Below are 16,810 nucleotides of genomic sequence, written 5' to 3' on the forward strand. Positions count from 1 at the left end.
CTCCGAAATTAGCTAGCTTTCAGATCAGGGCACAAACTCGCTTCGGCGCAATATCTCAAGAGGAAATCGCGGCGAACGGAAGCATGACTAAAAATGCTACTGCGATCAAAATTATTAAGGCTGGAATCGAAGCAATTGCCGCCTTGACCATGAATATCACGATTGACCAGAACGGCATCCTGATATCAGTAACAACAACATTATTTGTTCCGTTTTCCATTGCCTCATCTCCAACTGTTGCACGTCTGAAATAACCGGTCACGTATCGATAATAAACTTGGCGTCATGGAAAAGTCGCTCCCAATGTCCGGCATTCATTAAGTGCGGCGTCCCAAAAAGCGCAACGCAATGTTTAATGCTATAACTCCGCATAGAAAAACACATCGTTCACAGATGACCACAACCACAGGCTTCTGCCGCGACTGCTTCGCCTCCGTGCCGCCGGACGCGACCCGTTGCCCTGCCTGCAAGCGCCCGCGCCTGAAATTCCATCCCGAACTCCACACCCTCACCATCGCGCATATGGATTGCGACGCCTTCTACGCCGCCGTCGAAAAGCGCGACAACCCGGAGCTGCGCGACAAGCCGCTCATCATCGGCGGCGGCACGCGCGGTGTCGTCTCCACCTGCTGCTACATCGCGCGCATTCGCGGCGTGCGCTCCGCCATGCCCATGTTCAAGGCGCTCGCCGCCTGTCCCGAAGCCGTCGTCATCAAACCCGACATGACGAAATATGCGCGCGTCGCCCGCGACGTCCGCGCATTGATGCGCGACCTGACGCCGCTCGTCGAACCCGTCTCCATCGATGAGGCCTTTCTCGATCTCTCCGGCACGGAGCGCCTGCATCATGCGAGCGCGGCCGTCAGCATGGCGCGCCTCGCAAAGCGCATCGAGGACGAAATCGGCATCACCGTTTCCGTGGGCCTCAGCCACAACAAGTTCCTGGCGAAGATCGCCTCCGATCTCGACAAGCCGCGCGGCTTCGCCGTCATCGGCCGCGCGGAGACCATGTCCTTCCTCGCGGAAAAACCCGTCTCCGTGATCTGGGGCGTCGGCAAGGCGCTCGAAACGAAGCTCGCCCGCGACGGCGTGACCCGCATAGCGCAGCTTCAGCGTATGGAAGAGAACGATCTCATGGCGCGCTTCGGTTCGATGGGCCGCCGCCTCTTCCGCCTCTCGCGCGGCCTCGACGATCGCGGCGTCGAGCCCGTTCACGAGGCGAAGAGCATTTCCTCGGAAACCACTTTCATGCGCGACATCTCAAACGCCGCCGAACTCGACCACAAGCTCTGGCCGCTCTGCGAAAAAGTCGCCGCCCGTGCCAAGGCCGCCGGTCTCGCCGGTTCGACAATCGTGCTGAAACTGAAGACCGCCGACTTCAAGACCCGCACCCGCAACCAGACGCTGCCCGATCCGACGCAGCTCGCGGAAGTCATCTACCGCATCGCCGCGCCCATGCTCGCGCGCGAGGCCACGGGGACAAGTTTTCGTCTTCTCGGGGTGGGGATTTCCCAGCTTGCCGATGGCGACCTCGCCGACCCGAACGACCTGCTCGACCCCGCCGCGACGCGCCGCGCCGCCGCCGAACGCGCGATGGACAAGCTGCGCGCGAAATTCGGGGATAAGTCCATCGTCAAGGGTCGCGGCCTGCGGAGCTGACGGGCGGGGATAAAGTGCCGCGCGCCGGACCGGTCCGTATACTGATTAAATGGGAAACCCGTTTACGACAGAACGATGACAGTTCGGTGACAGTCGGCGACCGCGTTTCAAGAACCGCCGGAATCCGCCGGAAACGAATTGTGACAGTCAGCAGGAATCCGGCTTGAAATAAGTCACCTCGCTGAGCCGTCCCTTGAGCTGCACATCGAGGTAGTCGAGCGTGAGCGCGGCCGCTATCCCGTTGGGAAACAACACATATCCCATCTCGAAGCTCGGCACGCCCTCCTTGTCCGCCGGGTCGAAATAGCTCACCCGCACCGGCCAGGGCTGCATCTGGCCGAGCGCCGGGCCCTCGCCATCGACCGTCGTCCCATCGCCATCCCATTGATCGGCAAGGGGTTTTCCGATGAAAGCCGTGGTCGGGTTCTCCCCCGCCTCGGTCCCGTCGAACAGCGGCTTGCTGAAAATCCGCTGTCCGGCCTGTGCTTTTTCGATCAGCGCGAGGTTGTAGGCGACCGGGAAAAACACGTCGCCCGGCATCGCCAGGGGCTCCTCCCCGTCGCGGGAAACCCGCACGTTTCCACCATTTTTCTCACGTTGCGCGGTGCCTTCCTCCTGCGAGGTCAGCCGTCCGTCGGTATATTCCGTCCGTGTGAATTTGAACTCGCTGCCATCCGCCGCTTCCCAGTAACTGAGCCTGACATCGTTGCTGACGGTCACCTCGTCCGCGCCCGTGACATGCGTCACGACGCGCTGCAGCGACGTGTAGCCACCACATGTGGGCCCGCCACGCCACTCGACCACCATACGTCCCTCCAGCCCGGTAATATCGCTCACCGGCTGCGTCCGCCCGAGCGTCAGGTCATAGACCGCCCGGTGCATCTGCAGCGCCGGCGCCGCCTCCACGGCTCCCGCCCCCGCCAGAAGAAAAACGGCGGCAATCCGCGCTGTTTTCAGGCTTTTCGTCAATTCGACCTCTCTTGTATCCACCCTTTGGGCTTATGCGAGCTTACACCATCGGATAAACCAGAGTTCCACTTCAACCGAAAGTCCCTCCATGTCCCGTCCCCGCATTCTCGTCACCCGCAAGCTCCCCGGCGACGTCGAAGCCCGCGCCGCGCGCGACTACGACGCGCTGCTAAATACCGGGGATCGCTTGCTGAATCGCGACGACATCGTCGCTCGCGCGCAAGGCGCGGATGGCCTCCTCGTCACCGTCACCGACCGCATCGACGCCGCCCTCCTTGCCGCGCTGCCGGTCAGTATACGGATCGTTTCCACCTTCTCCGTCGGCTACGACCACATAGATATCCCCGCCGCTACCGCTCGTGGCATCGCCGTCACCAACACACCCGATGTGCTCACCGGCGCCACGGCCGAGATCGCGTTGCTGCTCATGCTCGGCGCCGCGCGCGGTGCAACCTCCGCCATTTCCACGCTCCACAACGGCGCATGGAACAAATGGTCGCCCACCGGCATGCTCGGCATCGAGCTCTCCGGCAAGCGTCTCGGCATTCTAGGCTTCGGCCGCATCGGTCGCGCAACGGCCGCCCGCGCCCGCGCTTTCGGCATGGAAATCCACTACCACAGCCGCCACCGCGTCGCCCCGGAGCTTGAGGAGGGCGCCTTCTATCATGCTGATTCCGCTTCGCTTTTCCGCGTCTCGGATGTCCTGTCCGTCCACTGCGCCTCGACGCCTGAGACGCGCGGCCTCGTCAACCGCGACACCCTCGCCCTCCTCCCGCCAAACGCGATTATCGTCAACACCGCGCGCGGCGACATCGTCGACGACGAGGCCTTGATCGAGGCCCTCGCCTCCCGCCGCATCGCCGCCGCCGGTCTCGACGTCTTCAACAACGAGCCGAACTTCCACCCCGGATATCTGGCTCTTTCCAACGCTTTTCTGCTTCCCCATCTCGGCAGCGCCACGCTCGAAACACGCAACGCCATGGGCTTCCGCGCCCTCGACAACCTCGACGCCTTCTTCGCCGGCAAGACGCCGCCGGACCGGGTGAACAAATGATCCGCATCGCTCTCGCGCTTGCCCTTCTTGCACTTTCCGCCTGCGATTCCAGGCCTTTACGCGATTGTGGGGACTGCCCCGAGCTCGTCATGTTCGAACCGGGACGCTTCATGCGCGGCAGTCTCGAAAGCGATCCGGCTGCGGACGAAACCGAATTCCCTCGCCATGAGGTCCACATCCTCCGCCCCTTCGCCATGGCCGTCACCGCTGTGACCTTGGCCGATTTCGCGGCCTTCGCCGCCGCCACCGGCCACACCCCGGAAAACGGTTGCCACACGCTCACCGCGGACGGCTGGCGCCTCGATCCCGAGGCAAACTGGCGCAATCCGGGCTTTCCTCAAGGCCCGTCGCATCCCGTCGTCTGCGTCTCCTGGCACGACGCCACGGCCTATGCGGCCTGGATGTCTGAAAAGACAGGGAAAACCTACCGCCTGCCGAGCGAAGCCGAATGGGAATACGCCGCCCGCGGCGGCACCACCGGCACCAATTTCTGGGGCGAAGACGATCGCCTCGCTTGCGACTACGCCAACGTCAACGACCTCACCGCCAAGAACAAGGTCGCAAAAGTCGCGGAGCCCTGCACCGACGGCTTCCTCCACACCAGCCCCGCCGCCAGTTTCCGGCCCAATCCCGCGGGCCTTTATGACATGGTCGGCAACGCTTGGATGTGGCTCGCCGATTGCTGGCTCGGCGACTACAGGCTCGGTCCGCGCGACGGCACGCCGCGCACCGCCATGAACTGCCAGATCCGCACCCTTCGCGGCGGCTCATGGACCGATACGCCGGGCCCGATCCGCATCGCAGCCCGCGAAAGCCGGCTGGCGCGGGAGCGTCTGGCGATAGCCGGTTTCCGCCTCGCCCGCGACGCCGACTAGGCCGCAACTTGCCCGGCGAGCCCCGGTCATCCGGCATATTTTTCCCCGTTACCACTCAATCCTTCCGGCACAACCTGTTGATTTATATAGCTTTCCCGGATGGCAGGGGCTTTGCATTGTACAGACTGATACACACGCCTTTGAAGGGGTCGCAGGCAACTGCGAGTGGAGCAATGGCCTACGTGAAAAGAGCGATAGGAACCGGAACCGGCGAAGATTCGGGATCGTCCGCCCTCACCGATGCGAGATTTCCTTCCGATCCGCAGACGGAGCGCTTCCGCAGAAGCCTGGGTGGCGCGCAGCGAAGCGCCGCCAACAAATTCCTGCTGGCCCGCGCCCTTGCCTACGCGGATGAAAGCGAAACCCGTATCGTTGAACTCAACGCACGCCTCCGCCAGCTCGAAGCCCTTACCCAGACAGATGAATTGACCGGTCTGCTGAACCGCCGCGGCTTCGACGAGGTGCTTCGCCGCAACCTGCTCAGCGCCTCGCGCTATGAGGAGGCCGGCCTTCTCGCCTATATCGATCTCAACGATTTCAAGGCTGTCAACGACCGCTACGGCCACCTGGCCGGCGACGAAGTCCTTCGTGCCGTTGGTTCTTTTCTGAGCCGCAGCATCCGGGCGACCGACTATGCCGCCCGCCTCGGCGGCGACGAATTCGCAATCCTGTTCGTCCGTGCGGACCACAAGCGGGCGCGTGAGCGGGCCCGCGAGATGCTCCGTGGCATTGCGCAACTCGAAATCGTCTGCAAATCAGAGAAAATTTCCGTGACCGCCAGCCTCGGCCTTGCAAGCTACAACGGCGAGACCCGCCAGACCGACCTGATCGAGCGCGCCGACCGTGCCATGTATGCCGACAAGAAAAGCGGCGGCCGCGCCATGCGCCTGACAACGCACGGCTGATGGTCTTACTTCAGCGTGGTGCCCTTCGGCTGTTGCTGGGTAATGCAATGAATGGAGCCGCCGCCCCGCGCGATCTCGAGCGCCGGCACGGATAAAATCTTTCGGCCGGGAAATGCCGCAGCCATAACCGCCGCCGCCTTCCCGTCGTTCGGATCGTCGTAAGTCGGCATGACGACACCGCCATTGGCGATATACGCGTTCACATAAGAAGTGCAGAGGCGGCGCCCGTCCTCTCGCCTGAGATTCCTTTTTGGCTGCGGGATTTCGATCACTTCCAGTTTCTTCCCTCGGGCATCCCGCGCCGCTTCGAGCCGCGCCTTGTTCTCCTGCATGCGCTCGTAGTTCGGATCGTGCTTGTCCTCCGGCATGTGAAGAAGTACCCGCCCGGCACTGGCGAAAGAAGCGATCATGTCGACATGGCCGCTCGTTTCATCGTCCTCCAGCCCCCGGTCGAGCCAGATAATCCGCGCCACGCCCAAATTCAGAGCCAAGGCTTCCTCGATCTGCTGTCGCGTCAGCTCCGGATTGCGATTGTCGTTGAGAAGACATTCTTCCGTCGTGAGCAACGTTCCATAGCCGTCGACCGAAATGGAGCCACCCTCGAAGACCATGCCGCCCTTGTAGGTCCTCATACCCATTCCGTCCAGAATGAGCCCGCCGACGGCCGCATCGTTTTCGTAGTTGTTGTAGGCGTTGCCCCAGGCGTTGAAACGCCAATGTGTTCCCGCCACATGCCCCTTACCGTCCGTGACGAAAATCGGCCCTGAATCGCGCGCCCAGCTATCGTCGATAGGCAAGGTCACAAGGTCTATATCGCGTCCGCAGGCGAGCCTTGCCTGCGCCTCATCCTCCGGCTTGCACACCATGCTGACGGGCTCGAATGAAGCGATCGCACGCGCGACCTGCGCATAAGCGGCATAGGCTTGCGGCAGGCGCTCGCCCCACACCTCGTTCCGGCTGGGCCATTGCATCCAGCAGCGTTCATGCGGCTCCCATTCCGCCGGCATGAACAACCCGTCATCGGCCGGCATCCGCGCCTCGCTCATTTCGAATCCTTCCCGGACTTTCACACATCTGCGTTAGGCGTTAGGTATAGCGGGCCGGAGTAAAGCGGCAACAGCCGGATCAGGGAGATCGAAGCAATGGCAGGAAAAATAGAAGCGCGCCTCAAGGAACTCGGCATCCAGTTGCCCGCACCTGCAGCGCCTGCGGGCACATATGTGCCCTATGTCGTCACCGGCAACCTTGTTTTCATCTCCGGCCAAGGTCCCATGGGTCCGAAAGGCATCGAATATCAAGGTAAGGTCGGCAAAGACCACGACGCCGACGCAGGCAAGGCTGCCGCGCGCCTCACCATGATGAATGTGCTCGCCCAATTGAAAGCCGCATGTGGAGGCGACCTCGATCGCGTGACACGCTGCGTGAAATTGCTTGGTTTCGTCAACGCCACACCCGATTTCGATCAGCAGCCGGCTGTCATAAACGGCGCATCGGATCTTCTCGTGGAAATCTTCGGCGATGCTGGCCGGCATGCGCGCTCCGCCGTTGCCGCCCCCTCGCTCCCTTTTCAGATCACCGTCGAAATCGAGGCGATTTTCGAGATCGCGTAAGTAGCTCCGCTGATCTAGAATCCTGCCATGGGCGACAGCGAACAGGCCATTATCCGCATCGTCGACAGCCTTGCGGCGGTCGACCCCGTGCAATGGGACGCCTGTGCGAACCCGCCGGGCGAACCGGCCAATCCGTTTGTTTCGCATGCCTTTCTGGCCGCGCTTGAAGAGAGCGGGTCAGCCACACGCCGCACCGGCTGGCTGCCTCAGCACATCCTGCTCGAAGACGACCAATGCCGCCTGGCGGGCTGCATGCCGCTCTATCTGAAGAGCCACAGCCGGGGCGAATACGTATTCGACCACGGTTGGGCCAACGCCTTCGAGAATGCCGGCGGCCGCTATTATCCGAAGTTGCAATGCTCCGTTCCCTTCACGCCCGCGACGGGCCCCCGCCTGCTGGCGCCGTCGGGCCCCGGCCGCGAAGCGGTGGAAGAGGCTCTGATCGCCGGCGCGGTTGAATATGGCAAACGCCTCGGCGTCTCCTCGCTGCACATCACCTTCCTGCCCGAGCGGCAATGGGCACGTCTGGGCAGGGCCGGACTTCTGCAGCGTACCGACCAGCAGTTTCACTGGCATAACCGAGGTTACACCTCCTTCGACGACTTCCTCGCCGATCTCTCTTCGCGCAAACGCAAGATGATCCGGAAGGAGCGCGAGCGGGCACGAGACAATGGCGTGACCGTCGAATGGGTAACCGGGAGCGACCTGACCGAAGATCACTGGGACGCGTTCTTCGCATTCTATATGGACACCGGCTCGCGCAAATGGGGCTCGCCATACCTCAGCCGCGAGTTCTTCAGCCTGATCGGCGAAAGAATGGCCAAGGAAACGCTTCTTGTGATGGCGCGGCGTGACGGTCGCCTGATCGCCGGCGCCCTGAACTTCATTGGCGGCGACGCATTATATGGTCGCAACTGGGGCGCACTCGAACCCCATCCCTTCCTGCATTTCGAATGCTGTTACTATCAGGCGATAGAGTTTGCCATTGAGCGTGGGCTCGCCCGTGTCGAGGCCGGGGCGCAAGGCGAGCATAAGTTGGCGCGCGGATATATGCCGTCGCGCACCTACAGCACCCACTGGATCGCCAACGCTTCGTTCCGCGATGCCGTGGACGAATATCTGTCGCGCGAACGACAGCACGTCGATCGGGATATTGCAGCACTTGGCGAATACGCGCCCTTCCGGCACGATAGTGTCAGGGAAGAACATCAGGAGGACGATTTCTGACCGTGGCTTACGATCAAAAGAACATTTTCGCAAAAATCCTGCGCGGAGAGGCCCCCTGCTTCAAAGTGTATGAGGACGACATGACGCTCTCCTTCATGGACGTGATGCCGCAGGCCGAGGGGCACACTCTCGTCATTCCCAAATATCCCGCCGAGAATATTTATGACCTCGATCCGGAATATGCGGGAGCAATGGCGAAGACGGTAAAGAAAATCGCCGCAGCTGTGAAAACCGCCTTCGACGCGCCGGGAATACTCATCGCTCAACTTAACGGTGCCGCCGCCGGACAAACCGTCTTCCACATCCACACACACGTCATCCCCCGATCGCAAGGCATAGACCTGAAACTGCATGCGCGCGAGATGGCCGACTTTGAAGAACTCAAGAAGCACGCAGAAAAAATCAAGGCGGCACTTCAATAGACACAAAGAGAATAGCCGCTGCGATGAACGAAAATTTTCATCGCAGCGGCACAACATAGGGGAGGAATCATGAAACGCTTGCAGGGGGCGGCGATCTTCGCCGCCGTGATCGCGCTTGCGGCCGCTTGCTCCGACAAGGAGGAATACGCGCAGGAAACAGTGACCCCGCCCTCTCCCTTTCACGGGATTCACGGTATAACCGTCACGAAAGAAGGGAGGATCCTCGCAGGCAGCGTCGTTGGCCGGGCGATCTATGAGGTAAACGGAGAAACCGGAGAAACCGGCATTTATGAAGGCCCGCCCGAAGGCATGGCCGACGATCTCGAACAAGGTCCGGACGGCACCCTCGCATGGACGGCCTTCCTCGATGGTAAAGTCTATGCTCGAACCCTGGATGGAACCCTGCTGACGCTCGCCGACGGCCTGCCCGGCATGAACTCGCTCGCATGGACCGATGACGGACGGCTTTTTGCAACCCAGGTATTTCTCGGCGATGCCCTCTATGAACTCGATCCCTCCGGCAAAAATCCGCCTCGCAAGATCATGGAAGGCATGGGCGGACTCAATGGCTTCGACTTCGGCCCTGACGGCCACCTTTACGGACCGCTCTGGTTCAAGAAGCAGGTGGTAAGGGTCGACGTAGACGCCGGCACCCTCGACGTTGTCGCGGAAGGATTCAAAACGCCCGCCGCAGCAAATTTCAATTCAAAGGGCGATCTCTATGTGGTGGATACCGAAGCCGGGCATGTCTATCGCGTAAACACGAGCAACGGTGAAAAGACGCTTGTGTCCGAAGTAGCGCCGGCGATCGACAATCTTGCATTCGACGCGGCCGACAATCTCTATATCACCAACATGGCCGACAACGCCGTTATCTCGATCGACACAGAGACCGGCTCTTCCCGCACGCTCGTCTCCGGCGTTCTTGCCGTTGCTGGCGGCATAGCCTTCGGCGGCACCGCAGACGACAGCGCGCTTTATGTAGCCGACCTGTTCGCCCTGCGGAAAATCGATCCTGTCACGGGCACTGTCACCGAAATGGCGCGCGTCTGGTCGTCGAATATCGATTATCCGCTGAGCATCACGGTTGCCAACGGCAAAATCGCAGTCGCGGCGCTGACCGCAGGAGCGGTCCAGATTTTCGATCAGAAAACGGGTGAATCGCTCGGCCTGCATCACGGCTTCACAACACCGGCGGATGCCATAGCCCTTGCCGACGGCGACGTCCTTGTGTCGGAATATGCGCGGGGCGCAATCGTCCGCGTGAAAGGCAACGATTGGTCGAAGCGAACGGATATCGCAACAGGCCTTGCCGGACCGGCCATGATCAGGTTCGACAGCAACGGAAAGCTATATGTGAGCGAACGGGAGGCGGGCACCGTTTCGAGCATCGACGCCGAAAGCGGTGAGCGTTCAATCGTTGCGGACGGGCTTTCCTCACCGGAGGGTTTCGATATCGCGTCCGACGGGCAGCTTGTCGTGGCGGAAGTCGGCGCAAAGCGCATCACAGCTGTCGACCTTGAGACTGGTAAAAAGGTAATTCTGAAAGAAAACCTCCCGATCGGATTCGATGGTCCAGACTCGGCACCCGCGATCTTCATTCCGACCGGCGTCGCCGTGGTTCCCAACGGGGATATCTTCTATTCATCCGACATCGATGTTGCGATTTACAAGCTGAAGAAGGGCTGAATCTCCGCCGGGCTTTGAACATGAAAGAGGCCGCCACGTCACCGTGGCGGCCTCTCCTTCTATCGGTTCCGAAATGCCGCTTACATATGAAAAGCAACAAACTTGTTGCCGTCGAGGTCGCGGAAATATCCGCCGTAAAATGTGCCACCGCGCAACCCGGGCGCGCCCTCATCCGTTCCGCCGAGGCTCATCGCCTTCGCGTGAATTTTATCCACGGCCTCCTGCGACCCTGCCGCCAGCGCTACCATTACGCCGTTTCCATAGGTTGCCTTGTTGCCATCATGAGGTTTTGTGATCGCAAGCATCGGTCCAGCACCGTTGCTCCAGCCGATAAAGCGACCGGGGTCCGACATGGCGCGCTTCGCACCGAGCTCCCCGAGCAACGCATCGTAAAAGACCGCGGCCCGATCGAGATCGTTGGTGCCGAGCATTATGTAGCCGATCATGAGTATTCTCCCCAAGGTTGTTTCTGCGGTCGATTGATACACAGAAAAAAGGCGGGCACGAAATCAATCTTTCGTGCCCGCCTGGATCTCAAATATCGTTCCGTCGCTAGTCGACCAGCAACGGCACCTTCGGCACGGTACCCCCGCCCGACCCGCCAGACCCGTCCCGGGGCTTTCGTGCGCCGGGTTTCTTCGGTCCGCCGCTCGGGCTGCGAGGAACGACCGCCTCTATCTCGAAATCGAGCACGTCGTCCCTCACCGTCACGACCACATGACCGCCCTTGACGAGTTTGCCGAACAGGACTTCGTCGGCAAGAGGCTTTTTGATGTTTTCCTGGATAACGCGCGCAAGAGGACGCGCACCCATTTGCTCGTCGTAACCCCGCTCGGCCAACCAGTTGTTCGCTTCCGGTGTCAACTCTATCGTGACGTTGCGGTCCGCGAGCTGCACCTCAAGCTGCAGGACGAACTTCTCGACGACCTGCGCGATGACTTCCTGCGGCAAATGTCCGAAGGCGATCACGGCATCCAGACGGTTGCGGAATTCCGGCGTGAAAAGCCGCTTGATTGCATCTTCATCGTCGCCGGTTCGCTTCTTTTGCGAGAAGCCGATGGTTGGTTTCGCCATGTCGGCGGCGCCGGCATTCGTGGTCATGATGAGCACGACGTTCCGGAAATCGATCTTCTTGCCGTTATGGTCGGTCAGCTTCCCGTGGTCCATCACCTGCAACAGGATGTTGAAAAGATCGGGATGAGCTTTTTCGATTTCATCGAGCAACAAGACGCAATGCGGATGCTGGTCGACGCCGTCTGTAAGCAGACCGCCCTGATCGAAGCCGACATAACCGGGCGGCGCGCCAATCAACCGAGATACCGTGTGCCGTTCCATGTATTCCGACATGTCGAAGCGGAGCATTTCCACACCGAGCACCGAAGCAAGCTGTCTCGCCACTTCCGTTTTGCCCACACCGGTCGGGCCGGAGAACAGATAGCAACCGATAGGCTTCTCCGCCTCCCGCAGCCCCGCACGCGCGAGCTTGATCGATGCCGCCAGGGCATCGATTGCCGCATCCTGACCGAACACGACGCGCTTCAGCTCGGTGTCCAGATCCTTCAGCTTTTCGGTATCGCTCTTGGAAACCGACTTCGGGGGAATGCGGGCCATCGTGGCGACGACAGCCTCGATCTCGGCAACCCCGATCGTCTTCTTGCGACGCGACTCGGGCAACAGCATCTGCGAGGCACCCGCTTCGTCGATAACGTCTATGGCTTTGTCCGGCAGTTTCCTGTCGTGCATGTACTTCGCCGAAAGGTCCACCGCCGCTTTCACGGCATCGCTCGTATAGCGAACCTTGTGGAATTCCTCGAAATAAGGCTTGAGCCCTTTCAATATCTTGATCGTATCCGGCACGGACGGCTCAGCCACGTCGATTTTCTGGAACCGGCGCACCAGTGCGCGGTCTTTCTCGAAATGCTGCCGGTATTCTTTATAGGTAGTAGAGCCGATGCAGCGGACAGAACCGCTCGCCAAGGCGGGCTTGAGCAGGTTTGAGGCATCCATGGCCCCCCCGCTCGTCGCACCGGCGCCGATCACCGTGTGGATTTCATCGATAAACATGATCGCGCCTGGGTAGCCTTCGATCTCCTTGATGACCGCCTTGATGCGCTCTTCGAAATCGCCCCGGTAGCGCGTACCGGCAAGCAACGTGCCCATATCGAGCGAGAAGATCGTGGCGTTCCTCAGAACCTCGGGCACCTCTCCCTTTACGATACGACGCGCCAAGCCTTCTGCGATGGCGGTCTTCCCGACACCGGGGTCGCCGACGAAAAGCGGATTGTTCTTGGACCGGCGGCAGAGAATCTGGATCGTCCGCTCGACCTCCCGCTCGCGCCCGATCAGCGGATCGATCTTGCCCTGCTTCGCCTTCTCGTTGAGGTTCACGCAGTAGTTATCGAGCGCCTCCGTGGTCCGCTCCTTCCGGGTTCTTTCGCTCGGCTCCGGCTCTTCCTGGGCGCCGCGTACCGGCCGCGTCTCGCTCATATCGCCGCGCTTGGCTATGCCGTGACTGATGTAGTTCACGGCATCGTATCGGGTCATGTCCTGCTCTTGCAGGAAATAGGCGGCGTGGCTCTCCCGTTCCGCGAACATGGCAACAAGCACGTTCGCGCCGGTGACCTCTTCGCGGCCCGACGATTGCACATGAATAACGGCGCGCTGGATCACGCGCTGGAAGCCGGCGGTTGGTTTGGAGTCCTCTCCATTCTCGACCACCAGGCTCGAAAGCTCGTTATCGACATAGTTGGTGAGTTGCTGCCTCAGCAAATCCATATCGACGTTGCATGCGCGCATGACAGCGGCTGCATCCTGATCGTCCATCAGCGAAAGCAGAAGATGTTCCAGAGTTGCGTATTCGTGGTCGCGCTCGTTGGCAAGCGCCAGCGCGCGGTGAAGGCCCTCTTCTAGGCTGCGTGAAAACGTCGGCACTTCCGAACCTTCCCTTCTGCTGAACCAAAGTACAGCTACGACGCGCTACTATTCTTTCTCCATCGTGCACTGCAGCGGGTGCTGGTGCTGCCGCGCAAAATCCATCACCTGGGTCACTTTTGTCTCAGCCACCTCATATGTATAGAGGCCGCAAATCCCCACTCCGTGCTGATGAACATGAAGCATTATTACCGTCGCCTCATCTCGCCCCTTATTGAAAAACCGCTCCAACACATGCACGACGAACTCCATGGGCGTGTAATCGTCGTTGAGCAGCAATACCTTGTAGAGCGATGGCTTTTTGGTCTTCGGCTTCGTCTTCGTGATGACGCCGGTACCCGAACCTCCGTCGTCATCCCCGCGCCGCCTGTCGTCGGACATCCCCGTTCCCGCCGAAATCTCATGGAGCGTCCGGGCTTTGAACTGCTCGGTCGCCTTGCCACTACGTCTTTGCAACCAACACATTAGATAGTCGAACATCGCGAAATTCAAAGCCCATCCTAATCATAGCGGTGCATCTCGGCGATTTTGCGATGCGTCGGGAACCTTCGGGGGCGTGGCTCGCCGGGGCCGGAGATGCGTCGGACGTGTGTGACAGAGGCACGGAAACATATCCAGCCCATCCATAGGTGCGCACCCGACGCGAAGCATGACAGTCGACATCGAGGCTCAAGACTACGCCTACGCCGATTCCCGCAGCGCCTTCCACCAAAATTAGGGATTCGTTAACCTTGTTAATAAATTGGTAATACCTACGGCATATCGTCCGGTCATTCTGGCAAGCGCCTAAGATAGCTACGGTTTTCGACATTTTGGCCCCCGAGGGGTCTTCGCAAGCTGTGGTTCTCGCGCTACAGTCTGACCGGGACGAGTTTCGGGGCGGCACGCACAGGCAGGGTGTGCCAAAAAAGAGGGATTAAGTCGGTATGCAGGGGTCTGCGCCCACGAGTTTTGCGCGCATTTCCTCAGGTCGGAGCGGTTTCGCGGCCAGTTTTGGTATAGCTGGTTTAGTGGCACTCTTCTTCCTGGCGTTAGGCTCGCCTGTTCATGCGGCAGCGCCCAAAGAGGCGGCGCTCGTTATGGATGCCTATTCGGGCCAGGTCTTGTATGCCCGCAACGCGGACGAATACCGCTATCCCGCCTCTCTCACCAAGGTCATGACGCTGTATCTTCTCTTTGAGAAGCTGCAAGCGGGCGACGCCACTTTGAAATCCCGCATTACGATGACGCAGCGCGGAGCTGGCATGCCCCCGTCCAAGCTTGGACTGCGGGCCGGTGAAACGATCAGCGTCGAGGACGCCATTCTTGCGCTCGTGACGCGCTCGGCAAACGACGTGGCATCGGCCACTGGCGCTTACATAGCCGGCACGGAAGACGATTTCGCGGTCTTGATGACCAAGAAGGCCCGCGAACTTGGCATGGCACGAACAACCTACAAAAACGCGTCCGGCCTCCCGAACAGCGCGCAAAAGACGACTGCGCGCGATCAGGCAACCTTGGCAAAGCGCATGCGGGCCGATTTTCCGCAATATTATCATTACTTCAGCACCGAATATTTCGCGTGGGGCAAAGCTCGCATCCGCAACCACAACCGGTTGCTCGGCGAATACAAGGGAACGACCGGCCTCAAGACCGGCTACACAAATGCTTCGGGCTTCAACCTCACGGCTACGGTAGAGCGGGACGACAAGTTCCTGATCGGTGTCGTGATGGGCGGCAACCAGGCAAAGACCCGGGATGCTCATATGATCGAAATTCTCGATCGCGCCTTCCCTCGCGCCATTGCCATGAAAAACGGCAATACCCTGATGGCCGCCAATGCCGGACCGGCTCCGAAGCCGATCGTTCGTCCCCTGGGTCTCGCGTCCCAGGACGATCGGGCGGCGCTTCTGCAACTTGCTTCGTCCCTGGAGGACGAACGCGATCCCGACGAAGAAACATATGCCCAGGGAGATTTGTCGGCCGACGTGCCTGCGCCAGTCGAAATGGCGGTACTCGTAGCACCGACTCCCCAGCCCGTTATCCGGGCCAAGGCGATCACCCAACCGGTTTCGCCCCCTGAAAAAGTCGAAGTGGCAGCCCCGGTCGACAGCGTCACCGCCTATGCGGTCGCAGCGCTTCGGAGCGCAGAAGGCCCCGTCATGCAGGCAGGCCGCGAGATTGGCAATTTCCTGGTGGCGCCGGCCAATGCAAGCGTCAGCCCGGAAGCCGCTGCCAATCCCTTGCTCAGAACGGCCGCGAACGACCCGGCACGCCGCGAACCGCCGGCATCTCAGTCATGGCGAGACGGCGATCCCCTTATTCCCGAGGGCACATGGATCATTCAGATCGGTGCCTATGCGGAACAGTCGGATGCGGTGGATAGCATCCGCAAGGCCATGCGCGCCGCCCCCACGGAACTTGGCGATGCCGTTCCGGTCACGATTCCCGTGAAAACAGCGAATAACCGCACACTCTATCGCTCACGTTTCGGCGGGTTCGATGGAGAGAGCGCGGCCAAGAATGCTTGCGGACGGCTGGCTCGTCAGGCCATCCAGTGCATTCCCATTCCGCCTTCGAACTGGACTCTGCCTCAGACGGTGGACGGGGCGGAAAAAGGGCGCGGCTAACCGGCGCGCGCTTTTTTTCTTTCTTCAATCGGAAGCTGCAGCGCATCGACCAACGCCCGAACTTCTGCACGTGCCGCCACATGGGACATGGACATTTGTGTGTCCACCCCCTCCTCCCTCAGATCGAGCAGTGTGAGCCCCGAAGGAAACATCTCGCGGAAAATCACACGCTCGCCGAACCCCGGGCCGCTGCGAAAGCCGATCCGATTCGCCAAAGCCTCAAGGACGGCCTCGACGCGCCGCTTGTTCTTGGCATCAAGGTGAGACAACCGGTTACGGATCACGATCCAGTCGATTTCCCCACCGTCGCGCACAGCACGCCGCTTGCGGCTTTCCCACACCATTTCGCTGTAAACGCTCGGTCCTTTGATCCTGTAAGTCTGGGGATCGACCCTGCCGAGCAAGTCAAAATCGATAAAACTGTCGTTCATGGGCGTGAGCAGGGTATCGGCGCGAGCATGACCAAGCCGCGAAAGGTGGCTGTCGCTTCCAGGACAATCCACGACCACAAAATCATTCTCGGCGGTGAGTCGTGCCATCGCAGCGTCGATATCGGCTTCCTCCGCCGCATTCGCCTCGCTCACGGTTCCGAGCGTGGATCGCGTGATGACAATATGATCGGGCATGACAAGGTTCACGCCCGCGGCTTCCGCCCACGCCCGTCGGTTCTCAACATAGCGCGTCAGAGACCGCTGACGGCCGTCGAGATCGATCGAGCCAACCCTCATACCTTCATGGAGAAGGAGCGCGATAACGTGCATCGCGGTCGTGGTCTTCCCCGAACCGCCTTTTTCGTTACCCAGAACGATAACATGAGCGGGCAGATGCTCCCGCAAGCCGACTTCCATAGGCCCCCGCCA

The 16,810-nt window shown here is 60.5% G+C and carries 16 protein-coding genes; 10 read left to right on the forward strand and 6 right to left on the reverse strand.

What is annotated here, in order from left to right; genetic code table 11:
* Positions 1 to 83 precede the first annotated feature (83 nt).
* On the forward strand, positions 84 to 254 hold the full coding sequence (locus Q8S60_RS14385) for a hypothetical protein (RefSeq protein ID WP_305278191.1): 171 nt from the start codon (positions 84 to 86) through the stop codon (positions 252 to 254).
* Positions 255 to 393: 139 nt separating this feature from the next.
* Positions 394 to 1,659, forward strand: coding sequence for a DNA polymerase IV (locus Q8S60_RS14390; protein WP_305278192.1), 1,266 nt, complete (start codon positions 394 to 396; stop codon positions 1,657 to 1,659).
* Between the two features lie 147 nt (positions 1,660 to 1,806).
* On the opposite strand, the gene Q8S60_RS14395 is transcribed toward Q8S60_RS14390, so the two are convergent.
* Positions 1,807 to 2,628 carry a cell envelope integrity EipB family protein gene (locus Q8S60_RS14395; RefSeq protein WP_305278193.1) on the reverse strand — a complete coding sequence of 274 codons (822 nt, stop codon included), beginning with the start codon at positions 2,626 to 2,628 and terminating at the stop codon, positions 1,807 to 1,809.
* A gap of 88 nt (positions 2,629 to 2,716) precedes the next feature.
* Between Q8S60_RS14395 and Q8S60_RS14400 the strand changes: the two genes are divergently transcribed.
* The 3 genes from Q8S60_RS14400 (at position 2,717) to Q8S60_RS14410 (ending at position 5,462) form a co-directional block, all read left to right on the forward strand.
* Positions 2,717 to 3,682, forward strand: coding sequence for a D-glycerate dehydrogenase (locus tag Q8S60_RS14400; RefSeq protein WP_305278194.1), 966 nt, complete (start codon positions 2,717 to 2,719; stop codon positions 3,680 to 3,682).
* The gene (locus tag Q8S60_RS14405; protein ID WP_305278195.1) at positions 3,679 to 4,557 is read left to right on the forward strand and encodes a formylglycine-generating enzyme family protein; all 879 of its coding nucleotides are present in this window, start codon (positions 3,679 to 3,681) and stop codon (positions 4,555 to 4,557) included. The genes Q8S60_RS14400 and Q8S60_RS14405 overlap by 4 nt, the downstream gene beginning before the upstream one ends.
* Positions 4,558 to 4,730: 173 nt before the next feature.
* Positions 4,731 to 5,462 (forward strand): GGDEF domain-containing protein, encoded by a 732-nt coding sequence (locus Q8S60_RS14410; RefSeq protein WP_305278196.1) that lies wholly within the window; start codon positions 4,731 to 4,733, stop codon positions 5,460 to 5,462.
* Between the two features lie 5 nt (positions 5,463 to 5,467).
* On the opposite strand, the gene Q8S60_RS14415 is transcribed toward Q8S60_RS14410, so the two are convergent.
* Positions 5,468 to 6,508 carry an agmatine/peptidylarginine deiminase gene (locus tag Q8S60_RS14415; protein ID WP_305278197.1) on the reverse strand — a complete coding sequence of 347 codons (1,041 nt, stop codon included), beginning with the start codon at positions 6,506 to 6,508 and terminating at the stop codon, positions 5,468 to 5,470.
* 96 nt (positions 6,509 to 6,604) lie between these two features.
* Here Q8S60_RS14415 and Q8S60_RS14420 point away from each other — a divergent pair, with 96 nt between their 5' ends.
* From Q8S60_RS14420 to Q8S60_RS14435, 4 genes are all read left to right on the forward strand, one after another.
* Positions 6,605 to 7,072: a RidA family protein gene (locus Q8S60_RS14420; RefSeq protein ID WP_305278198.1), complete on the forward strand. Its 468-nt coding sequence runs from the start codon at positions 6,605 to 6,607 to the stop codon at positions 7,070 to 7,072.
* A gap of 27 nt (positions 7,073 to 7,099) precedes the next feature.
* Positions 7,100 to 8,299: a GNAT family N-acetyltransferase gene (locus Q8S60_RS14425; protein ID WP_305278199.1), complete on the forward strand. Its 1,200-nt coding sequence runs from the start codon at positions 7,100 to 7,102 to the stop codon at positions 8,297 to 8,299.
* A gap of 2 nt (positions 8,300 to 8,301) precedes the next feature.
* Positions 8,302 to 8,721: an HIT family protein gene (locus Q8S60_RS14430; RefSeq protein WP_305278200.1), complete on the forward strand. Its 420-nt coding sequence runs from the start codon at positions 8,302 to 8,304 to the stop codon at positions 8,719 to 8,721.
* Positions 8,722 to 8,790: 69 nt separating this feature from the next.
* A complete protein-coding gene (locus Q8S60_RS14435) occupies positions 8,791 to 10,410 on the forward strand; it encodes a PQQ-binding-like beta-propeller repeat protein (RefSeq protein ID WP_305278201.1) in 1,620 nt (539 codons plus the stop codon).
* A gap of 80 nt (positions 10,411 to 10,490) precedes the next feature.
* Here Q8S60_RS14435 and Q8S60_RS14440 read toward each other — a convergent pair whose 3' ends face one another.
* The 3 genes from Q8S60_RS14440 to clpS all read right to left on the reverse strand — a co-directional run bounded on the left by Q8S60_RS14440 (position 10,491) and on the right by clpS (position 13,722).
* Positions 10,491 to 10,856 (reverse strand): VOC family protein, encoded by a 366-nt coding sequence (locus Q8S60_RS14440; protein ID WP_305278202.1) that lies wholly within the window; start codon positions 10,854 to 10,856, stop codon positions 10,491 to 10,493.
* Positions 10,857 to 10,962: 106 nt separating this feature from the next.
* Positions 10,963 to 13,341, reverse strand: coding sequence for an ATP-dependent Clp protease ATP-binding subunit ClpA (gene clpA / locus Q8S60_RS14445; RefSeq protein ID WP_305278203.1), 2,379 nt, complete (start codon positions 13,339 to 13,341; stop codon positions 10,963 to 10,965).
* Between the two features lie 48 nt (positions 13,342 to 13,389).
* Positions 13,390 to 13,722 (reverse strand): ATP-dependent Clp protease adapter ClpS, encoded by a 333-nt coding sequence (clpS, locus tag Q8S60_RS14450; protein ID WP_305278292.1) that lies wholly within the window; start codon positions 13,720 to 13,722, stop codon positions 13,390 to 13,392.
* Between the two features lie 629 nt (positions 13,723 to 14,351).
* On the opposite strand from clpS, the gene Q8S60_RS14455 reads away from it, so the two are divergent.
* Positions 14,352 to 15,950 carry a serine hydrolase gene (locus Q8S60_RS14455; RefSeq protein ID WP_305278204.1) on the forward strand — a complete coding sequence of 533 codons (1,599 nt, stop codon included), beginning with the start codon at positions 14,352 to 14,354 and terminating at the stop codon, positions 15,948 to 15,950.
* Here Q8S60_RS14455 and Q8S60_RS14460 read toward each other — a convergent pair.
* The gene (locus tag Q8S60_RS14460; protein WP_305278205.1) at positions 15,947 to 16,798 is read right to left on the reverse strand and encodes a division plane positioning ATPase MipZ; all 852 of its coding nucleotides are present in this window, start codon (positions 16,796 to 16,798) and stop codon (positions 15,947 to 15,949) included. The genes Q8S60_RS14455 and Q8S60_RS14460 overlap by 4 nt on opposite strands.
* Between the last annotated feature and the right edge of the window lie 12 nt (positions 16,799 to 16,810).

It is taken from the genome of Parvibaculum sp. (assembly GCF_030694575.1).
GTDB lineage: Bacteria > Pseudomonadota > Alphaproteobacteria > Parvibaculales > Parvibaculaceae > Parvibaculum.